Source organism: Virgibacillus necropolis (assembly GCF_044793635.1).
Taxonomy (GTDB): Bacteria; Bacillota; Bacilli; order Bacillales; family Amphibacillaceae; genus Virgibacillus_F; species Virgibacillus_F necropolis_A.
On the sequence record NZ_CP084992.1, the window covers coordinates 227,915 to 249,517 of the forward strand.

Sequence of the window (21,603 nt, forward strand, 5' to 3'; positions counted from 1 at the left end):
TAAAAGGAGTGTTCAAAATGGCAATCGAAAATCCGTCAAATGAAAAGGTTAAACAGGTGTTGCAAGAATCAAAAAACTTAGCCGTGGTGGGTTTATCAGACAATCCCAATAGAACTTCCTATCAAGTTTCAAAAATTATGCAGGATAAAGGATATCATATAATTCCTGTCAATCCGATGGTAGATGAGGTATTGGGTCAAAAATCATATGCATCATTGAAAGATGTTGATGAGCCTATTGATATTATTAATGTGTTTAGAAGGTCAGAATACTTACCTGCCATTGCTGAAGAAGCAGCCGGAACAAAGGCAAACGTATTTTGGGCACAATTAGGTATTGAAAATGAAGAAGCATATGCATATCTGAAAGACCGGGACTTTACAGTGATCATGGACACTTGTATCAAAGTAGCGCATTCGATGTTAATTAAATAGAGTTTCCAGCTTTATCTCTTATCATCGGAGATAAAGCTGTTTTTGTGTTTAAAATGTGTACGGTTTTCATTATAGTAGGATTAATGCTATTATTTATCTTCTATACAAGCAGAAATTAATTGTAGTATACTTATAAACAGAATCTGCACAGCAGGTATATACATTTACAATAACAAACATTTGTTCTATTCTTATAGAAGACACTGAAGTATGGAAATTGATTGAGAGCTAGAAAGGAGTAGATGGTAATTGGTTAAACAACCGTTAAGTTATACCGATGACTCTATTCAGGTACTTGAGGGGCTTGACGCAGTCCGGAAAAGACCTGGTATGTATATAGGGAGTACTGATAATCGTGGATTACACCATTTAGTGCATGAAATAGTCGATAATGCTGTTGATGAGGCACTAGCTGGCTATGGGAATACAATAAAAGTCAAAATACATAAGGATAATAGTATTTCGGTCGAGGACAGTGGTAGAGGAATACCAGCTGGAATGCATAAATCTGGTCGACCTACAATTGAAGTAATATTTACTGTTCTACACGCAGGAGGTAAATTTGGACAAGGCGGTTATAAGACTAGCGGTGGGCTACATGGAGTTGGTGCTTCTGTAGTTAATGCTTTATCTGAATGGTTAGAGGTTACAAGCTACCGTGATGGACAAGTATATTTCCAGCGATTCGAAAATGGTGGCAAACCTGCTGGAACCATGGAAAACAAAGGATCTACTAGAAAGAAAGGATCCATAATCCACTTCAAGCCCGATCCCACAATATTTTCTTCTACAGTCTATAATTTTGAAACATTATCCGAAAGGCTTAGAGAAGCGGCATTTTTGTTAAAAGGATTAAAGATTGAATTAGTTGACGAGCGGGATAACACAAGTGAAGTATATGAATATCCCGATGGACTGGAGTCGTTTGTAGCTTACTTAAACGAGGAAAAAGATACTTTACATCCAGTTGTTTCGTTTGAGGGAGAACAGCAAGATATAGAAGTAGACTTCGCCTTTCAATTTAATGATGGATACTCAGAAAGTATGCTTTCCTTTGTTAACCATGTTCGGACGAAAGACGGAGGAACTCACGAATCCGGTGCTAGAACAGCCGTAACGCGAACGTTTAATGAGTATGCTCGTAAATCTGGAGTGTTAAAAGATAAAGATAAAAATCTAGAGGGTACGGATATACGAGAAGGCTTTACCGCGATCGTATCTGTACGAATTCCAGAAGAAAAATTACAATTTGAAGGGCAAACGAAAGGGAAATTAGGAACTTCTGAGGCAAGATCTGTAGTTGATGCTGTTGTATCAGAAAAGTTGTCCTATTTTCTTGAAGAAAATCCTGATAGTGCAAGTCTGCTAACTAAGAAGGCAGTCAAAGCAAAAGAAGCTAGAGAAGCTGCCAGGAAAGCGCGTGAAGATGCTCGTACTGGAAAGAAAAAACGTCGTAAGGATTCTTTGTTAAGCGGAAAGCTAACTCCCGCACAATCAAAAAACCCTAAAAAAAATGAACTCTACTTAGTTGAGGGAGACTCTGCCGGGGGATCAGCAAAACAAGGCCGTGACCGCAAATTTCAAGCGGTTCTGCCACTGCGGGGAAAAGTAATCAATACGGAGAAAGCAAAATTAGAAGATGTCTTTAAAAATGAAGAGATTTCAACAATCATCCATACCATTGGTGCGGGTGTTGGCGGTGATTTTGATTTAGAAGATGTTCAATACGATAAAATTATTATCATGACTGATGCGGACACTGATGGTGCGCACATCCAGGTCCTATTGCTAACATTCTTTTATCGTTATATGAAATCTTTAATTAATGCTGGAAAAATTTATATTGCATTACCACCATTATACAAAGTTTCAAAAGGTAAAGGAAAAAACGAAAAAATTGTGTATGCATGGGAAGACCATGAACTAAAAGATATATTGAGTCAATTTAAAAACGGCTACACAATCCAACGTTATAAAGGTCTTGGTGAAATGAATGCCTCACAGTTATGGGAAACTACAATGGATCCTGAAACCAGAACCTTAATTCGCGTGACATTAGAAGATCTTGCGAGGGCTGAAAGACGTATTACCACGTTAATGGGCGATAAGGTAGCACCTAGAAGAGAATGGATCGAGGGACATGTTAAATTCGGCATGGATGATGATGAAAACATATTAGAAAACGATAAAATTCATACGTAATTAAGGGGGGGACTTTTTTGTCACAACCAGAAAAATATTTAGACCTTCCACTCGAAGAAGTTATTGGCGATCGTTTTGGGAGATACAGTAAATATATTATACAAGAGAGAGCATTGCCGGATGCACGTGATGGACTAAAGCCAGTACAACGTCGTATTTTGTATGCAATGTATGAAGATAAAAATACACATGATAATCATTTTCGTAAATCTGCTAAAACAGTCGGAACGGTAATAGGTAACTACCATCCACATGGAGATTCCTCCGTTTATGAAGCCATGGTTCGGTTAAGTCAAGATTGGAAGGTACGAAATGGATTGATCGAAATGCATGGTAACAATGGTAGTCTTGATGGGGATCCACCTGCAGCAATGCGTTACACGGAGGCAAGACTTTCTAGTATTTCTTCCGAATTGCTTCGTGACATTGATAAACATACAGTGGATTTCATACCAAACTTTGATGATACAAACGACGAACCATTAGTATTACCAGCAAAGTTTCCTAATCTTTTGGTTAATGGATCAACTGGAATATCAGCTGGATATGCTACGGATATTCCTCCACACAATTTAGCTGAAGTTATCGATGCAGTGGTCATGAGAATTGATAATCCTTCTGTAACTGTACAGGATTTGATGACAGTAATGAAGGGACCAGATTTCCCTACTGGCGGGATTATTCAAGGTGTAGATGGAATTGTAAAAGGATATGAAACTGGAAAAGGAAAAGTAATTGTACGCGGTAAAGCTAATGTAGAACAAATTCGTGGCAATCGCGAACAAATCGTTATTGATGAAATTCCATTTGAAGTAAACAAAGCAAACATGGTTAAAAAAATTGACGAGTTACGAATTGATCGGAAGGTAGAAGGTATTTCCGAAGTCCGTGATGAAACAGACCGCACTGGACTTAGAATAGTTATTGAGCTAAAAAAGGATGCAAACAGTGAAGGAGTACTTCATTACCTATATAAAAACACTGATTTACAGGTAACCTATCACTTCAATATGGTAGCTATTAAGGATAAAACACCGAAACTATTGTCATTACCACAAATGCTTGATGCTTATATTTTTCATCAGAAGGAAGTAGTGACAAGACAAACAACATATGAATTAAAAAAAGCAAATGAACGCTCTCATATTTTAGAGGGCTTAATAAAAGCGATATCTATTTTAGATGAATTAATCGCAACCATCAGGTCATCTAAAAATAAGGCGGATGCTAAAAAAAGAATCATAGAAGCATATGATTTTACTGAACCACAGGCAGAAGCAATTGTTATGTTGCAATTATACAGATTGACAAATACAGATATCACATCACTTGAAAAAGAAGCGGAGGAACTTAGGAAGAGAATTGCTGAGTTGGAATCCATTCTTGCTAGTGAAAAAAAGTTACTTCAAAACATTAAAAGCGACTTGAAAAAAATAAAAAAATCGTATGCAGATAAAAGAAGAACAACTATAGAGAACGATATTGAGGAACTAAAGATCAACATCGAGGTCATGGTTGCAAGTGAAGATGTATTGGTTTCTACTACTCGGGATGGTTATATTAAGCGTACAAGCCTACGATCTTATGCAGCCTCCAATGGGGAAGATTTAGCAATAAAGGACGAGGATCATCTTGTAGGTTTATTTGAATTAAACACAACAGATAAGATATTACTGTTTACAAATAAGGGTAAATATTTATACCTGCCAATTCATCAATTGCCAGATATAAGATGGAAAGATATCGGCCAACATATTTCAAACATGGTAACATTAGAAAAAGATGAAACCATTATAAATTGCATACCAGTTAGAGAGTTCAAAAAAGACCAATTTATCATTTTCTTTACAAAAAATGGGATGGTAAAACGCAGTGAATGGGCACTTTATGATGCTCAACGTCACTCAAAAGCACTAGTTGCCTTGAATCTGAAAAAAGATGATGAAGTTGTTCACGTTCATTTGACTAGTGGTCATTCAGATGTATTTGTTGCTACAAACACCGGATATGGCTTATGGTACCATGAATCCGAGATAACTCCAGTTGGTCAACGGGCATCCGGGGTAAAAGCAATACAATTAAAAGAAAAAGAACATGTTGTTAATGGTCAAGTTTTTGATGATTTAGCAGAGCCGTCATTAGTTGTCGTAACACAACGAGGGGCATGTAAACGTATGAGATTAAGTGAGTTCACGAAAACCAGTCGAGCTAAACGCGGACTAACAATGTTACGTGAGTTAAAGAAAAAGCCCCATAGAATACAAGGGTTCTTTGTGATTAACGAACAGGATACCATTGCATTTAAAACGGATAAAGGGGAATTGCAAAATGTTTTCCCATTAGATTTATCGTTAAGTGATCGTTCAAGTAATGGATCATTTGTAATTGATACAGATAATCAAGGTGAGGTAATCGAAGTTTGGAGAGAAGCTAATTACGTAAAACCGTTTGATGAGTAAATATAGTTAGTTAATTGGAGTAGAGACAGCTTTCGATGAAAGCTGTCTCTACTTCTCTTTTCAAGCGTATTAATTTATCCCTTTATATATTCTGAAAAATATGATAAGGTTAAATTGGTAATTATGTGAAGGAGGGTTTATAACGGAACTACGTCAAAAGATAGTTCAAGCATCCTTACTTTTGTTTGAGAAACAAGGCTTTCATGGTGTAACGGTTAATCAAATTGTCGAAGATGTTGGAACGTCAAAAGGTGGATTTTATCATCACTTTAAATCTAAGGATGAATTGCTATTTGTAATTCATGATACATTTATTACATATGTACTAGAAAAAGCTATAATTGCCAACAAAACGTATGACTCACCAACAAAAAAGTTACAAGCAATTATTAAAGATTTTGTTAAAGTTTTTGATCTTTATAAGCCACATATTTCTGTTTTTTATCAAGAAACGATATATTTGAAACCTCAATATGAAATTTTAATTAAGAAAAAACGTGATCAATTTAAACAAATTATTACAAGAGCAATTTCTGAAGGAAAAGATGTAAAAGAATTTCGTAGTAATCTACCAGTGGAAATTACTACCATGGCAATATTAGGTATGGTAAACTGGACATACAAATGGTATAAACAAGACGGAACCAAATCAATAGATGAGATTGGTGACATATATGTAGATCTTATTCTGCATTCCGTTTTACAGGTTGAAACTTTGCATAATGCATCGTATAACGATGTACTTATAGAAAAGTCTTTTTTTACAACATGAAAGTAATCGCTTTCATTTTTTAATTACCTACACAGACCAACCAGTCGGTCTCAGTGATAGATTACTAGGGGGAAAATAAATGAATTTCGAATTAACAAAAGAACAACTAATGATTAAAAAAATGGTTCGTGACTTTGCAGAAGATGTGATAAGACCAAGAGCTATCGACATTGATGTAAACGCTGAATTTCCTGAGGATATTTTTAAACAAATTGGGGAACTAGGGTTATTAGGTATCCCATTTCCAGAAGAGTACGGGGGATCTGGTGGAGATACCGTATCCTATGCAATAGCAGTTGAAGAGATTGGCCGCGTTTGCGGAAGCACAGGTTTAAGTTATGCTGCAGCGGTTTCCCTGGGTGCAAGTCCAATCTATTACTTTGGAACAGAAGAACAAAAGAAAAAATACTTGACTCCTTTGGCGGAAGGTAAATCATTAGGTTCATTTGGATTGACTGAGCCTAACGCTGGGTCTGATGCAGGCGGAACAAAGACAACAGCAGTATTGGATGGCGATGAATACGTAATTAATGGTGAAAAGTGCTTTATTACTAATGCAAGCTATGCGGCTACTATTATTGCAACTGCTGTTACCGGAAAAGATGATCGCGGTAAAAACATAATTAGTGCGATTATTGTCCCTACTGATTCAGATGGGGTAACCATTACAGATAATTATGAAAAAATGGGCGTGCGAGGATCAAATACAGCTGAAATTGTGTTCGACAATGTACGTGTACCTAAAGAAAACTTACTAGGGGATCCGGATAAAGGCTTTAAGCAATTTCTGCATACATTAGACGGTGGTCGTATTTCAATTGCAGCTTTATCATTAGGAATTGCACAAGGTTCGCTAGACAAATCATTATCGTATGCAAAAGAACGTAAACAATTTGGCAAATCTATTTCAGATTTCCAAGCCATTCAGTTTAAACTTGCTGATATGTCAATGGAAATAGAATTAGCACGTAATATCATTCATAAGTCTGCATGGTTAAAAGATCAAGGAAAAGCCTTTACCAGAGAATCAGCATACGCAAAACTTTTTGCAAGTGAAACTGCAACTAGAGCAGCTAACCATGCAATTCAGATTCATGGTGGTTATGGTTACATGCGTGAATACGAAGTAGAACGTTATCTGCGCGATGCGAAACTTATGGAAATTGGTGAAGGTACTTCTGAAATACAACGTTTAGTAATTGCGCGACAATTAGGTCTTTAATAAACAGTTGAAAGGGGTAAATTCGTGACTTTATTAGATCTAACCGTAGGAGAATTATTAGAGAAACAAGTTAAATTGTATCCACACCAAGAAGCTGTTGTATACCCAGAGTTAAATCTGCGCAAAACCTATAAAGAATTTGATGACATGGTTAATCAAGCTGCAAAAGGTTTTATGTCACTAGGTATTCAAAAGGGTGAAAATGTAGCTATTTGGGCTGATAACAAACCCGAATGGATTACATCGCAATTTGCTACAGGTAAAATGGGAGCAGTTTTAGTAACTGTTAACACAAGCTATCAAGCAAAGGAATTAGAATATTTATTGAAGCAGTCTGAGTCAACTACTCTTATAATGGCTGAATCATACAAAGGGACATCCTATCTGGATATTTTAAAGCAGATTTGTCCTGAACTTGACCATTCTGGGAAAGGTGAAGTTAATTCACCAGTACTTCCAAATTTAAAAAATGTCATCGTTCTAAGTGATGATACATTTGATTTTGGATATAACTGGAATGAAATTATACAAATGGGTGATCAGGTATCAGATGATGAATTGTTAAAAAGACATAAATCCTTACATCATCATGATGCTATAAACATGCAGTACACTTCCGGAACAACCGGATTTCCAAAGGGTGTTATGCTGACTCATCACAATATCGTAAACAATGGTAACCAAATTGCCGATTGCATGAGGTTAACAAATGAGGATCGTTTATGTATCCCAGTTCCATTTTTTCATTGTTTCGGATGTGTATTAGGTATTTTAGCCGCTGTATCAAAGGGTGCTACGATGGTTCTTTTGGAGCAATTCGAGGCTGAAAAAGTCATGAAAGCTGTCTCGGATGAAAAATGTACTGGATTACATGGGGTACCTACCATGTTTATTGCAGAGCTTAATCATCCTAAGTTTGATTCGTTTGACTTTACCCACCTGCGGACTGGAATTATGGCTGGTTCCACTTGCCCTATGGAAGTGATGACCAATGTTATGGAAAAGATGGGGGCAAAAGAAATTACAATTGCCTATGGGCAAACAGAATCTTCTCCAGTAATAACACAAACAAAAACAGATGATCCAATTGAACTGAAAGTTAGTACAGTAGGAAAACCCCACCCAAATGTTGAAGTTAAAGTGATTATTCCTGGTACTGATGAGGAACAAAAAATTGGCCTAACAGGTGAGTTGTGTACAAGAGGTTACCACGTAATGAAGGGTTATTATAATAACGAAGAGGCAACCCAATCAGCGATTGATCCAGATGGTTGGCTGCATACTGGAGATTTAGCTGTTATGCATGAAAATGGTTACCTTGAAATCACCGGTAGAATGAAGGATATGATAATCCGTGGTGGTGAAAATATTTACCCGCGTGAAATTGAAGAATTCCTTTATCAACACCCTGATGTACTAGATGTTCAAGTAATTGGGCTACCTGATAAAAAGTATGGGGAAGAGATTATGGCATGGGTTATTTTAAAAGATAATAGCAAGACATCTGTTGAGGACATCCGAACGTTTTGTAACGGAAACATATCTCATCATAAAATTCCTAAATATATCGAATTCGTTGATGAGTATCCAATGACCGCTAGTGGTAAAATTCAGAAATTCAAATTAAAAGAACTAGCTATACAACACCTGGAATAAGATGCAAATGCGTGTACAAATGTACAAATAGGGGGAGAGACGATGATTAAAAAAATTCTAATCGCTAATCGTGGAGAAATTGCTGATCGTATTATCCGAACGTGCAAAAAAATGGACATTCAAACTGTTGCAGTTTACTCAGAAGCAGATCAAAAGGCTCCATTTGTTGAAATGGCCGATGAAAGTTTCCTAATAGGTCCACCGCGGGTGAATGAAAGTTATCTAAATGTGGACAAAATTATTAGTATTGCTAAGAAATCAAAAGTAGACGCTATTCATCCAGGATATGGCTTTCTTAGTGAAAGTGGGCAATTTGTTGAGAAATGTGATGACGCAGGAATTACTTTCATTGGACCGAAAAGTGATGTAATGGAAATGATGGGAAGTAAAATCGAAGCTAGAAATGCAATGAAAGCCGCAGGAGTACCTGTAGTTCCTGGAACAGATGGTGTGGTAGCATCTGCGGACGATGCTCAAGTTATAGCTAAAGACATTGGATATCCAATTATGCTTAAGGCCTCTGCCGGTGGTGGCGGGATTGGCATGCAGGTTGTACAATCTGACGAGGAATTATCAAAGGCGTTTGAAAGTAATTCGAAGCGTGCACAAACATTTTTCGGTGACGGTTCCATGTTTATGGAAAAGAAGCTTGAAAATGCCCGGCATATTGAAATTCAATTATTAGCAGATCAGCATGGTAATGCGGTTCATTTATTTGAACGTGATTGCTCAATTCAGAGAAGAAACCAAAAGGTTGTAGAAGAAGCTCCTTCTCCTTTTATCTCAGATGAAACACGTGAAAAGATGGGAAAAGCCGCTACAGATGCTGTAAAATCAATCGGCTATACAAATGCAGGTACAATTGAATTTTTGGTTGATATGGATGAAAACTTTTATTTCCTTGAAATGAATACACGTATTCAAGTCGAGCATCCTGTTACAGAAGAAATTACTGGTTTAGACATTGTAAAAGAACAAATCAATGTAGCGAATGGAAAGGCGTTGACATTCAAGCAAGATGATTTATCTATCGATGGTCATGCTATTGAAGTTAGGATATATGCCGAAGACCCAGTAACATTTTTCCCATCACCAGGACACATTTCAACACTAAATGCCCCAACTGGGGAAGGTGTACGTAATGAACTAGCTGTTACAAGTAACTACGATGTTACACCATATTACGACCCAATGATTGGAAAGCTAATTGTAAAGGCTGATACAAGGGAACTAGCGATTTCAGCAATGAAACATGCTTTATCTGATTATCAGATTGATGGAATCAAGACAAACATTCCAATGCTAAAAGAAATTATGAATATGGAAGCATTTATCGAAGCAAAAACAACAACAGCTTTTGTTAATGATCATTATTTACCAATGATGAAAGCAAAGACAAACTAAGGAGGAATTAAAATGGAAGAAGTAAAAGCATCAATGGCAGGAAGCGTATGGAAGATAACGGTAGCAGAGGGTGACAAGGTAACAGATGGTCAAGACGTCGTTATTTTGGAATCAATGAAAATGGAAATACCAATTGCGAGTGAAAGCGATGGAACAGTAAAAGAAATTAAAGTTTCAGAAGGCGATTTTGTCAATGAAGGAGATACTATTGCAGTAATTGAATAGTAAGGTGCAAGCATTTTTAAAATAAATGTAAAAGTTAGGAGGGTTGTATTGAACTTTCCAAAAGGTGTATCCATAAATGAGGTTGGCCCGAGAGACGGCTTACAAAACGAATCGGAAATGGTACCAACTGATGCAAAAATCGAATGGATTAACATGCTATCAGATTCTGGAACATCCTATATCGAGATTTCGTCGTTTGTGCATCCAGACTGGATACCACAGTTGAAGGATGCAACAGAGGTAGCAAGAAAAATTAAACGTAAACCAGGTGTTACATATGCAGCATTAGTCCCGAATAATAAGGGACTAGAGCGTGCATTAGAAGTCAACATCGATGAAGTCTGTTTATTTTTATCAGCAAGTGATACGCATAACAAAAAGAATATAAATAAAACGATTGAAGAAACGTATCCAATTTTAGAAAGTGTTTCCACTGAATCCAAAAAAGCAAATAAAGCGATTAGAGGATATGTTTCAACGGTTTTTGGTTGCCCATATGAAGGCGATATTGATACAAATAAGGTTATAGCGGTTTGTGATAGGCTTTTCACAATGGGTGTTGATGAAATATCGATAGGTGACACAATTGGTGTAGCTGATCCAGCACAGGTTGCTAGAGTACTAGAACAATTATTACGCTATTTTCCAAAAGATAAATTGGCAATGCATTTTCACAATACAAGAGGAACTGCTCTAGCAAATGTCCTTGCAGCAATGGAATATGGAATTACTAAATTTGATAGTGCAGTTGGAGGACTTGGTGGTTGTCCATATGCCAAGGGTGCTTCAGGGAATCTAGCTACAGATGATCTTCTGTATATGCTTCATCGAATGGGGATAAAAACCGGAATTGATGAAAATAAAATCATCAATGCAGCGTTATATATAGAAAAGTATGTTAAAAATCTATCAAGTCACCAAATGAAAATTTTAAAAAGCGAGCGCTAAGGAAGGAGCTTACTTATGTCTGAACTTATAAATTTTAATAAATTAGATGATCATATCGCCCTTCTAACGCTTAATCGTTCAGATGCCGCTAATGCGATGTCAAAAGCATTACTAGATGAGTTAAATAAATATATTGTAGAAATAGAACAGGATTCTTCTATCCGTTGCACCATTATTACAGGGGATGGCGAAAAAGCATTTTGCGCCGGTGCCGACCTTAAGGAACGGAAAGGTATGACAGAGGATCAGGTAATTCAAGCAGTTCGTTATATTGGTGCATCAGTATCGAATGTAGCAAAAATGAAGATGCCGGTAATTGCTGCCATTAATGGTGTAGCTTTTGGTGGAGGTCTAGAACTGGCGCTTGCCTGTGATATACGAATTGCAGTAAATACTACGAAACTTGGACTAACAGAAACGTCACTTGCAATTATTCCTGGTGCTGGTGGTACACAACGACTAACGCGTTTAATCGGACTTGGGCAGGCAAAACGTCTGATTTTTACAGGTAAACCTGTTTCTACTGATGAGGCAATAAATATTGGCTTGGTTGAACAGTTAACTGATCAGGAAAATCTATTAAATGATGCGATTGAGGTTGCTAACCAAATAGCAAAAAACGGTCCAATCGCCCTAAAGCAGGCTAAGACTGCAATTGATAAAGGTATACAAGCAGATATAGAGACTGGATTATCAATTGAACATTTATGCTATAAAGAAACCATTCCAACTGATGATCGATTAGAAGGGTTAAAAGCGTTTAAAGAAAAAAGAAAGCCTATATATAAAGGTGAATAAGAGCAGGAGGTTGCACATGTCATTTGTAGATGATTTACAAAAACGAGTGGAAAAAATCGAAAAAGGTGGTCTGGAAAAGTATCATCAAAAAAATGAAGAAAAAGGCAAATTATTTGTTCGTAAACGCTTAGAACTTTTATTTGATGAAGATATGGATGTAGAGGACGCTTTTTTCGCTAATTGTATGGATGATTCTTTACCATCTGATGGGGTAGTAACAGGAATTGGTCGTATCAATGGTCAGGCAGTTTGTGTAATGGCCAACGATTCTACTGTTAAAGCAGGATCTTGGGGAAAAAGAACGGTAGAAAAAATTATTCGTATTCAAGAAACAGCTATGAAATTAGAATTACCTATGTTTTATTTAGTGGATTCGGCTGGCGCTAGAATTACCGATCAAATCGAGATGTTCCCTGGAAGAAGAGGAGCAGGAAAAATATTTCATAATCAGATCAAACTTTCTGGTCGCGTACCACAGGTTTGTCTATTATTTGGTCCATCAGCCGCAGGAGGGGCATACATACCCGCATTTTGCGATATCGTAGTAATGGTTGATGGAAATGCTTCGATGTACTTAGGATCACCTCGTATGGCTGAAAAAGTTATTGGTGAAAAGGTTACGCTAGAGGAAATGGGTGGAGCTAAAATGCACACATCTGTTTCTGGATGTGGAGATGTTTTAGCAAAGACTGAAGAAGAAGCAATCACATATGCTCGTAATTATATCGGATATTTCCCGGCGAGCTTTAAAGACAAACCAAAAGTAATGGATAAAAAAGAAGTAAAAGAATTTGAGAAATCAATTACAGAATTAATTCCAGAAAATCAAAATGCACCATTCAATATGCATGATTTTATTAATCGTATTATTGACGAAGATAGTTTTTGTGAAGTGAAGAAGAAATTTGCGCCAGAACTAATCACTGGTCTTGCACGAATTAATGGTAAATCTGTTGGAATAATTGCGAATCAGCCTCGAATGAAAGGTGGCGTATTATTCCCTGATTCTGCAGATAAAGCAGCAAAGTTTATTCAGCTTTGTGACGCGTTTAATATTTCATTATTGTTCCTAATGGATATCCCCGGGTTTATGATTGGAACAAAGGTTGAACGGGCAGGTATTATACGTCATGGTGCAAAAATGCTAGCATCCATGAGTGAAGCAACTGTTCCTAAAATTTCGGTTGTGGTTAGAAAAGCATATGGGGCGGGTCTATACGCAATGGCTGGACCAGCATTTGAACCTGATTGCTGTCTTGCATTACCAACTGCTCAGATTGCAGTAATGGGACCAGAAGCAGCGGTAAATGCAGTCTATGCAAATAAAATTGCTGAATTACCTGAAGAAGATAGACCAGCATTTATTAAAGAAAAACAAGATGAGTATAAAGACAACATTGATATTTATCGTTTAGCATCTGAATTAGTTGTGGATGCAGTAATCGAACCAGATAAACTGAGAGGTGAGCTGGTTACACGATTCGATATGTACGAATCAAAAAACGTTACTTTTACTGAAAGAAAACATGGAGTATATCCAGTATAATTAACGAAATGAACCTTGATAGCATATATATGTTATCAGGGTTTTCTTATGTTTTAATGTATAGAGTTAATTATAATTTTATTATGTAAACAAGTGATTTGAAACAACTTAATTCATATTTTATTACTTTAATGATATTCTGAATAAATGTTATAGAAAGGAAGTGGGCATACATATGGATACTCGTTTATTTCGTGATACGATGGGCAAATTCGCTACTGGCATCACGATTGTAAGCACTGATTATAAAGGCGAAATGATGGGAATGACTGTTAATGCATTTATGTCCGTATCATTGGATCCTAAACTTATTGCTATATCAATAGATGAAAATGCAAGAATGTATAATAAATTACAAGAAACAAAACAATTTGGTCTAAGCATTTTACGCGAAGAGCAAAAAGAACTATCCATGATTTTTGCAAAACAAATGGAAAAGGATCGCGATATTCCATTTGTAATTCAGGATGGTGTACCAGTAATAGATGGTTCAATAGCGACTTTATCCTGTCAGGTTATGGACACAGCTAAAGCAGGGGATCACATGATATTTATCGCAGAAGTAACAGATATAAACTCAAATGAGGGAGACCCCATTTTATTTTATGGTGGTAACTATCGAAATATAAAACCAGAGTAAAAAAGGAATTCAGCAATTTTATATCGAATTAATAAATATGTTCCTATTGTAAAAAGGATGTGATGACTTTATGAATATCAAGGATTTTATGATAGCTGATGCAATTACTGCGACTAAAACCATGTCGATAAAGGGATTATTGGAATTACTCGTTAAGAACAGAATCGGCGGCGTACCTGTAGTTGATAAAGACAATAATTTACAAGGAATGGTTAGTGATGGTGATGTCATCCGATATCTCCAACCAAAAGGAAGAACCGTTTATGACATGTATGCATTGGTTCTAGTAAGTGAAAAGGAAAATATAATGCATAAGCTGGATTACGCTATTCATCATGAAGTTGAAAAAGTAATGTCTAATAAAGATATTTTCACCGTTCATCCTGACGATAAACTTGAAAATGCACTGGCAATATTTTCTAAACACCACTTTAAAAAGATACCTGTTGTAGATGATGATTATAAAGTAGTTGGGGTTGTAAGTAGAGGAGATGTTATTCGCTATATCTCAACAACCTTAATTTCAAAATCTGACGGAGATTAAACGAAAAACTATTTGCCAATTTAAAGGTAAATAGTTTTTTGTCAGTTTTTCTAGAAAAAGCAGCACATAATCCGTATAATGGTTGTATAAAGAATTGTTTGTCTAGAAGGGAATTGTAAGACATTGCCATTATTAAAAGATCAACATAAACCTATTACAAGGGATCAGCTTGTATCCCTATATACATTGTTAGTTAAACATGGTGATAGCAAACAAGCTCAAAATTTGCTTGATCTATATGAAAAGTTGAATAAAACGGAATTAGTTATCAGCTTTGCTGGTCACTTTTCTGCTGGGAAATCATCCATCATTAACGAATTGTTAGGGAAATCACTTCTACCACAAAGTCCGATACCTACAAGTGCTAATTTAGTGAAAATATGTTCAGGTGAGGGATACGCAAGAGTTTATTTCCATCACGAAAAAGCGGTTGAATACAGTGAACCTTACGATATCGATTTAATTAAAGCCTATTGTCAGGATAAAGATACAATAAAGAAGATTGAAATAAGCTCGTCTGAAGCTATTTTACCTCCTAACTCGGCATTAATGGATACACCTGGGATAGACGCAGCAGATGATGCTGATCGACTTATGACAGAGGGATCACTACACCTTGTAGATGCTATGTTTTACGTGATGGATTATAATCATGTGCAATCCGAAGTGAACCTAGAATTCTTACAGGCCATACAAGAAAAAAATATCCCTTTCTTTTTAATTATCAATCAAGTTGATAAGCATAACGACAGTGAACTAGCGTTTTCGACATACAAGGACAAAATTAAACAAACGTTTGATCAATGGGATATATACCCGGAAGAAACCTTTTATACATCCCTATTAGATCAATCAATTAAACACAGTCAGCTTGATCTACTAAAAGAATTCCTCACTACCTTAGTGACAACAAAAAAAGATGATTATTATTCAATTGAACGGTCTATAACACAAATTAGTGAGGATCATAAGCGATTTGTGGAAGATCAGTACAATGAAGAAATAGAGATGATAAAAGCCGAAACTGATGATTATGAATCAAATACAGCACGAATAGAAGAAATAAATAGTATGGTTGCCCACCTGAAGGATAGGTCAACTCAATTTGATAAGGAATTTCATCAAAATATAAATACTACCTTGAATAATGCTTATATAATGCCTGCTACATTACGTGATCAAGCATTAGCTTACTTGGAATCACAGCAATCAGATTTCAAAGTGGGATTGTTCGGTTCTAAGAAAAAAACGGAAGAAGAAAAGGCAACACGGCTTCACAATTTTCTAAAACCATTACAAGAAAATATAGAAAAATCGATTCAATGGAAGCTCCGTGATAAAATTATTCAGCAAATGAAAAGTTATAACATTACAGATCCTGGTTTAATCCAAAAAGTTCAAGACCTTTCCATTGAATATACAAGTGTTGACCTGGAATCCTTGATTAAGACTGGTGCAAGAGTAAACGGAGAATCTGTTTTAAATTATACAAAAGATGTAAGTAGCAATATTAAGGAGAAGTTTAAAAAAGAAACGATTGACATAAAAGACGAAACTTTAGTCCATATAAACAAGCAAAGTTCAGAGAATATCTGTTCCTACCAGAATGAATTAACAAAATTGGAAAAAGCGGAAAACGCCACTAATCAAATCATGGACCTAGTAGACCAACGTGATCAAAAAGTAAATAGGTTATACGATACTTTGCTAAGCTCAGATCCTTCCGATGATGATTGGAAAATAATTAATCAAAGTCTTATAGAACGGAATGATATAAGTAGGGAAAATGCACCTCAGCTAAATGAAAACACAAATGAACAGGTAGATTATATTCAACGTAACGAACCGGATAAGGAAGAAACATCTTATACCGTTGATGACGTATTACAAGGAATTAATCAAACAATCGATGTAGTAGATACTGTTCCGGGATTTGATCAAATTATAATGGATTTGAAAAATAAGCAGGAAAAATTAGCCGAGCGTTCCTTTACCATAACCCTGTTTGGGGCATTTAGTGCTGGAAAATCTTCCTTTGCGAATGCATTAATTGGTGAATCTGTATTACCAGTTTCACCGAATCCTACTACTGCAGCAATTAACCGAATTGCACCTGTTACAAAGGATAATAAACACGGTACAGTAGTAGTTACAATGAAAGATGAAACAACAATTATTCAGGATACTCTCGCTCTATTAAAAAGCTTTTCGCCTAACAGTGATAGTATGGAAAGCTTGTATAAATGGCTAATAAATACAGATATTCGCTCATTAACCAAAACCCAACAACACTATTTACAAGCAATTATCAATGGTTTCGAAATAATGAAAGATTATATTGGTGGCCAAATTCTAACAAATGTTGATGACTTCCCCGTCTACGTCACGGATGAGACAAAAGCTTGTTTTGTAGAATCGATTGATTTGTATTATGAATGCTCTATAACGAAACAAGGTATAACACTAGTAGACACACCTGGAGCTGATTCAGTTAATGCTAGACATACAAATGTAGCATTTGACTATATCAAACATGCGGATGCGATATTATATGTAACATACTATAATCACGCACTGTCCCGTGCAGATAAAGATTTCCTTATGCAATTAGGCCGTGTAAAAGAATCCTTCGAGCTAGATAAGATGTTCTTCATCATTAATGCTGCCGACCTGGCAAAAGATGATAATGAACTTTCATTGGTGCAAAACTATGTGAACGAACAATTGTTGCAATTAGGAATACGGTTTCCTAAATTGTTTCCAATTTCAAGCCGGGCTACACTTGCAGATAAACTAGCGAAAAAGACGTTAAACGACAAAATGTATCATTTTGAGGAACAATTTTACCAGTTTATTAATCATGATTTAACAAAGCTTAGCGTTGAGTCCGCACTATGGGATATGAAACGTGCCTACAATGCTATTTCAGGTTATGTAGCATCTATTAAGATGTCAGAACAAGAAAAGATGCAACAAAGAGATAGCTTACATGACAAGAAGAAGGAAGCTTTTCGGGTGATTAACGAGTTAGATAAAGATTCGTACACGAAGGCAATCTCACAAAAAATAGATAAACAGCTGTTTTATGTATTAGAACGTTTATCAATTCGTTTTCACGATATGTTTAAAGAAATGTTTAATCCAACTACAATTCAGGACTCAGGAAAAGCAGGTAGAGACCAGATTGAAAAGAGTATGCAGGAACTGCTAGACTATGTTGGATATGAACTATTACAAGAACTACGTGCTGTATCATTACGAATTGAGGCTCAAATACGTGATCAAGTTAATGAAATCGGAAAAATACTAGGGGATAATGTAAATACAATCGATAACAATTTTGCCTTACCTAATGACATTGAATTTGACCTGCCCTCGCCAGATTTTAATCAAGCATTTGTAGAGCTGAATATTTCGATATTTTCCAAAGCATTATCTGCTTACAAAGGCACTAAATCCTTTTTTGAAAAAAATGAAAAGGAACAAATGAAAGAAGCAATTTATGCAATTCTTCACCCATATGCGGGAGAATATATTGAGTCCAACAAAATAATAATGGATGATGGATATGTCGAACAATGGAATCAGATAATGAGGCAAACAAAAAAAGTGTATATGCAAAGTATTGAATCGTATATCGATGGATTACTTCGTATATTATCAGATACGGACAATCAAGAAGAACTAGCTAATAAAGAAAATAAGCTTGCATCCATTATGAAAAATTATGATAATAGGTAACAAAAGGGAGGATTACGATGGGTAAACCAACAATTTTACTTGTAGACGGCATGGCTTTATTATTCAGAGGTTTTTTTGCGACCTCATTTCGTGGCAATTTTATGCGTAACAGTGAAGGTATTCCTACAAATGGCATGTATCAATATTTAAAGTATATGCTGAATGCAATTGAAACGTTTAATCCAACACATGTAGTATGCTGTTGGGATATGGGCAGTAAAACGTTCCGTACTGAAATGCTGCCTGCTTACAAAGCAAATCGGTCAGAACCGCCAGAGGAATTAATTCCACAATTTGACCGTATCAAAGAAATCATGGACATCTTTACTATTCCAAATGTAGGACTCGTTAATTATGAGGCAGATGATTGCATCGGTACGCTAGCAAGAGAATATTCCGAAGCAAATGAGGTCATGATTTTAACCGGGGATCACGATATGTTACAACTTGTAGATCCAGGAATTCAGGTTGCAATCATGAAAAAGGGACAAGGTAATTACGACGTATTTACACATGAGAATTTCTTAGAGAAAAAAGGCATTGTGCCCAAACAAGTAATTGACATGAAAGCATTAATGGGAGATTCTGCGGATAATTATCCTGGAGTAAAGGGAATTGGTGAAAAAACAGCACTTAAGCTTGTCCAGGAATATGAAACCATTGATAATATGCTTGAAAATATAGATCAATTACCAAAAGGTGTACAAGCCAAAATAAAAGCAAATATGGACATGTTACATCTATCAAGGGAATTAGCGGAGATAAAGTGTGATGTACCAGTCAGCTGCGCATTAGATGAAGCGCTTTGGGATTGTGATAAAGTTTTAATAGGAGATAGACTTAAAGAATTAAACTTTACAAATTTAGCTAAATTAGTATAGTTAGGAAGTTAAAAGATGGGGAATTAACCTCATCTTTTTCTTATGTGTAAGGAAAGTATAAAATGTGACATTGAATATTTTGGTCACTATGTAGGGCCACGTCCAGCTCCAGCGCCCAGCGACTATTGGATTTCCTTTACCTCCTTACGATAAGTCAACATCGGTTGTTAGAAGGAAGGAGGTTCGATTAAAACCGCCACTTTGCGTGGCAACATCGAACTACCCACGTTGCGTGGGCACAATCCATACGTCGCTAAACAGGCGCTTGCGCTTTTGTTCTGGATTCTTATCATTGGCTGCTAGGTTTTGATGAAATAAGCGTTTTATACATATAGGGGGTATGTATATTTTGGGTACCTAGAGGGGGTATAATGCATACCCCCTCTAAAATCATTTCATGAGTATGGGGGTATATTTAAATTTAAATTATTTGGATAAAAAACCCTTTGTTTCCTGCGATTTTTCACTATAATAAGGGTAGTGATAGTAATAAACGCGGGGTGGAATAATGCCGAAGTTATTTGTATATGGAACGTTATGCAACGGGGATCGAAATCATTTCTATTTAACTACAACAGACCGACGATGCTAGTTATGTTTATGGTGAGCTTTATGAAGTTACACAAGAACAATTGGAAAATATTGATCAATTAGAGGGATATGTTGAAAGTGACCCAGAAAATTTATACGATCGTGAATATGTCAGTGTTTTCAATGATAAAGGGCTGGAACTTGAAGCCTTAGCTTATTTTGGTGGGGAAAGTTTATTAGCTTCAGATGATTGGATTGAAACCGGTGATTGGAATGTCCATACCTACCTAAAACAAAAAATCATTCTTTATTTTGCTTATGGATCCTGTATGGATAATGAACGATTCATACTACGAGGTGTAGACCACCATTTTAATAATGCTGTAGGCTGTGGCTTACTAGATGAATATGAGTTACAATTCTCCAGAAGTTCTAATGATGGCGGAAAAGCGGATATAGTAGAAAACGGTCATGAAAAAGTCGAAGGAAAGGTTTATCAAGTACCACTAGAAGCTATTTCTTACTTATATAAACGTGAAGGGGTTTTCGTTAATGCTTATCGTCCTACTATCATTAATGTTTTCATAAATGGTGAGAACATGCGTGCAATAACATTTATTGGAACCCAAAAAGAAACAGAAACTGCACCAACTGTTAACTATGCAACAGAAATTATTCGTGGTAGTAAAGAATTTTTAAGTGATTCATATGTAGATAAACTTCGGAAAAAAATAAACTTGCTACTTAAACAATAGGATATAACATCATAAAATAACGCTCAGGGTCCCTGAGCGTTTTGCATTACTGGTTTACTGGCTGGTAAATTGAAGCTATTGTTTGAGTTGCATTTTGCGGTGCAGCCATTAGTGGATAATACCCTTTTTTAGTCATGTATTGCCACATTTCATATGCATGGCGACTGCTGTTCAGGAAAGCGTTCTCTAAGAATGTTCGTAAATCCGGATTGGCACACTCGGTAACTGCTGCTGCATAATTTTTTGCTGATCCTTTTTGATTCAGCAAATAAGCTGTTGCGATTTCACGATCACTTTGTTGACCTGTATTGGTTCTTGGTGTTACGGATGAAAATTCACTAACAGGTGCCTGTGTATAGGAATTTAATCCAGGTTTTAGTTCAGCAGGTTGAAACTTAGAGATATCGGGAGTGGTTTGGCTTTGTACAAATTCAACCTTTAAATTATAGTCTTGAACATGTAAAGGGAAATGTTTTTGAAGTAACTCCTTAAGTTCGGGATCTCGGGCTTTACTAATGGAATCTGTCATGCAAGTAACGGTGTTATAACAACCAGCTATTAGTTCACTCAATTCATTTAATTCATGTGCTGCTAATTGCATAGATATTAATCCTCCTCTGTTTTGAAAACATACGAACGTTCTTTTCGTTACATTCTTTTATCAAAGAGTTGTCGTTGCTCATTTTTGTCAACTAGATCTATCTCACTAATAAAATCTTTTCGTTCGCTTGCAAATTCCACATTATCCAGCTTTTCATTTTGATTGTTTTGCTTTCGCTTTTTTCGCTCCATTCTTTGCTTTCCCATATAAAAACACCTCTTTTTTGTTTTATTTTTTTCATCTA

Annotated in this window: 18 protein-coding genes; 16 read left to right on the top strand and 2 right to left on the bottom strand. The window is 36.1% G+C overall.

Annotated elements, in window-relative coordinates; genetic code table 11:
• The first annotated feature begins 17 nt into the window (after positions 1-17).
• The 16 genes from LG329_RS01130 (at position 18) to LG329_RS01205 (ending at position 20,758) form a co-directional block, all read left to right on the top strand.
• Entirely contained in the window at positions 18-434 is a 417-nt protein-coding gene (locus tag LG329_RS01130) for a CoA-binding protein (protein ID WP_404452739.1), read from the top strand.
• A gap of 249 nt (positions 435-683) precedes the next feature.
• Positions 684-2,636, top strand: a complete 1,953-nt coding sequence (gene parE, locus LG329_RS01135; RefSeq protein ID WP_404452740.1) for a DNA topoisomerase IV subunit B — start codon at positions 684-686, stop codon at positions 2,634-2,636.
• Positions 2,637-2,653: 17 nt separating this feature from the next.
• On the top strand, positions 2,654-5,095 hold the full coding sequence (gene parC / locus LG329_RS01140; protein ID WP_404452741.1) for a DNA topoisomerase IV subunit A: 2,442 nt from the start codon (positions 2,654-2,656) through the stop codon (positions 5,093-5,095).
• Between the two features lie 181 nt (positions 5,096-5,276).
• Positions 5,277-5,867: a TetR/AcrR family transcriptional regulator gene (locus tag LG329_RS01145; protein ID WP_404452742.1), complete on the top strand. Its 591-nt coding sequence runs from the start codon at positions 5,277-5,279 to the stop codon at positions 5,865-5,867.
• A 79-nt stretch (positions 5,868-5,946) separates the two neighbouring features.
• Positions 5,947-7,089 carry an acyl-CoA dehydrogenase family protein gene (locus LG329_RS01150; RefSeq protein WP_404452743.1) on the top strand — a complete coding sequence of 381 codons (1,143 nt, stop codon included), beginning with the start codon at positions 5,947-5,949 and terminating at the stop codon, positions 7,087-7,089.
• A gap of 24 nt (positions 7,090-7,113) precedes the next feature.
• Positions 7,114-8,745 carry an AMP-binding protein gene (locus LG329_RS01155; RefSeq protein ID WP_404452744.1) on the top strand — a complete coding sequence of 544 codons (1,632 nt, stop codon included), beginning with the start codon at positions 7,114-7,116 and terminating at the stop codon, positions 8,743-8,745.
• A 42-nt stretch (positions 8,746-8,787) separates the two neighbouring features.
• Positions 8,788-10,149, top strand: a complete 1,362-nt coding sequence (accC, locus tag LG329_RS01160) for an acetyl-CoA carboxylase biotin carboxylase subunit (protein WP_404452745.1) — start codon at positions 8,788-8,790, stop codon at positions 10,147-10,149.
• Positions 10,150-10,161: 12 nt separating this feature from the next.
• Complete coding sequence (locus LG329_RS01165) at positions 10,162-10,374, top strand: acetyl-CoA carboxylase biotin carboxyl carrier protein subunit (RefSeq protein WP_404452746.1); 213 nt, start codon at positions 10,162-10,164, stop codon at positions 10,372-10,374.
• A 48-nt stretch (positions 10,375-10,422) separates the two neighbouring features.
• Positions 10,423-11,322, top strand: coding sequence for a hydroxymethylglutaryl-CoA lyase (locus LG329_RS01170; RefSeq protein ID WP_404452747.1), 900 nt, complete (start codon positions 10,423-10,425; stop codon positions 11,320-11,322).
• Positions 11,323-11,337: 15 nt separating this feature from the next.
• Positions 11,338-12,120 carry an enoyl-CoA hydratase gene (locus LG329_RS01175; protein ID WP_404452748.1) on the top strand — a complete coding sequence of 261 codons (783 nt, stop codon included), beginning with the start codon at positions 11,338-11,340 and terminating at the stop codon, positions 12,118-12,120.
• A 16-nt stretch (positions 12,121-12,136) separates the two neighbouring features.
• Positions 12,137-13,666 carry an acyl-CoA carboxylase subunit beta gene (locus LG329_RS01180; RefSeq protein ID WP_404452749.1) on the top strand — a complete coding sequence of 510 codons (1,530 nt, stop codon included), beginning with the start codon at positions 12,137-12,139 and terminating at the stop codon, positions 13,664-13,666.
• A 175-nt stretch (positions 13,667-13,841) separates the two neighbouring features.
• A complete protein-coding gene (locus LG329_RS01185) occupies positions 13,842-14,306 on the top strand; it encodes a flavin reductase family protein (protein ID WP_404452750.1) in 465 nt (154 codons plus the stop codon).
• 70 nt (positions 14,307-14,376) lie between these two features.
• A complete protein-coding gene (locus tag LG329_RS01190) occupies positions 14,377-14,850 on the top strand; it encodes a CBS domain-containing protein (protein ID WP_404452751.1) in 474 nt (157 codons plus the stop codon).
• Between the two features lie 123 nt (positions 14,851-14,973).
• The gene (locus LG329_RS01195; protein ID WP_404452752.1) at positions 14,974-18,591 is read left to right on the top strand and encodes a dynamin family protein; all 3,618 of its coding nucleotides are present in this window, start codon (positions 14,974-14,976) and stop codon (positions 18,589-18,591) included.
• 17 nt (positions 18,592-18,608) lie between these two features.
• On the top strand, positions 18,609-19,472 hold the full coding sequence (locus LG329_RS01200) for a 5'-3' exonuclease H3TH domain-containing protein (RefSeq protein WP_404452753.1): 864 nt from the start codon (positions 18,609-18,611) through the stop codon (positions 19,470-19,472).
• A gap of 632 nt (positions 19,473-20,104) precedes the next feature.
• Complete coding sequence (locus LG329_RS01205) at positions 20,105-20,758, top strand: gamma-glutamylcyclotransferase (protein WP_404452754.1); 654 nt, start codon at positions 20,105-20,107, stop codon at positions 20,756-20,758.
• A gap of 46 nt (positions 20,759-20,804) precedes the next feature.
• Here LG329_RS01205 and LG329_RS01210 read toward each other — a convergent pair whose 3' ends face one another.
• Complete coding sequence (locus LG329_RS01210; RefSeq protein ID WP_404452755.1) at positions 20,805-21,359, bottom strand: spore coat protein; 555 nt, start codon at positions 21,357-21,359, stop codon at positions 20,805-20,807.
• Between the two features lie 47 nt (positions 21,360-21,406).
• Positions 21,407-21,565 carry a hypothetical protein gene (locus LG329_RS01215; RefSeq protein WP_404452756.1) on the bottom strand — a complete coding sequence of 53 codons (159 nt, stop codon included), beginning with the start codon at positions 21,563-21,565 and terminating at the stop codon, positions 21,407-21,409.
• Positions 21,566-21,603 lie beyond the last annotated feature (38 nt).

Excerpts from the sequence above, each read along its gene's own strand:
- LG329_RS01130 (WP_404452739.1), top strand. The coding sequence starts at position 18 with ATGGCAATCGAAAATCCGTCAAATGAAAAGGTTAAACAGGTGTTGCAA.
- LG329_RS01150 (WP_404452743.1), top strand. The coding sequence starts at position 5,947 with ATGAATTTCGAATTAACAAAAGAACAACTAATGATTAAAAAAATGGTT.
- accC (WP_404452745.1), top strand. The coding sequence starts at position 8,788 with ATGATTAAAAAAATTCTAATCGCTAATCGTGGAGAAATTGCTGATCGT.
- LG329_RS01165 (WP_404452746.1), top strand. The coding sequence starts at position 10,162 with ATGGAAGAAGTAAAAGCATCAATGGCAGGAAGCGTATGGAAGATAACG.
- LG329_RS01175 (WP_404452748.1), top strand. The coding sequence starts at position 11,338 with ATGTCTGAACTTATAAATTTTAATAAATTAGATGATCATATCGCCCTT.
- LG329_RS01180 (WP_404452749.1), top strand. The coding sequence starts at position 12,137 with ATGTCATTTGTAGATGATTTACAAAAACGAGTGGAAAAAATCGAAAAA.
- LG329_RS01185 (WP_404452750.1), top strand. The coding sequence starts at position 13,842 with ATGGATACTCGTTTATTTCGTGATACGATGGGCAAATTCGCTACTGGC.
- LG329_RS01190 (WP_404452751.1), top strand. The coding sequence starts at position 14,377 with ATGAATATCAAGGATTTTATGATAGCTGATGCAATTACTGCGACTAAA.
- LG329_RS01200 (WP_404452753.1), top strand. The coding sequence starts at position 18,609 with ATGGGTAAACCAACAATTTTACTTGTAGACGGCATGGCTTTATTATTC.
- LG329_RS01210 (WP_404452755.1), bottom strand. The coding sequence starts at position 21,359 with ATGCAATTAGCAGCACATGAATTAAATGAATTGAGTGAACTAATAGCT.
- LG329_RS01215 (WP_404452756.1), bottom strand. The coding sequence starts at position 21,565 with ATGGGAAAGCAAAGAATGGAGCGAAAAAAGCGAAAGCAAAACAATCAA.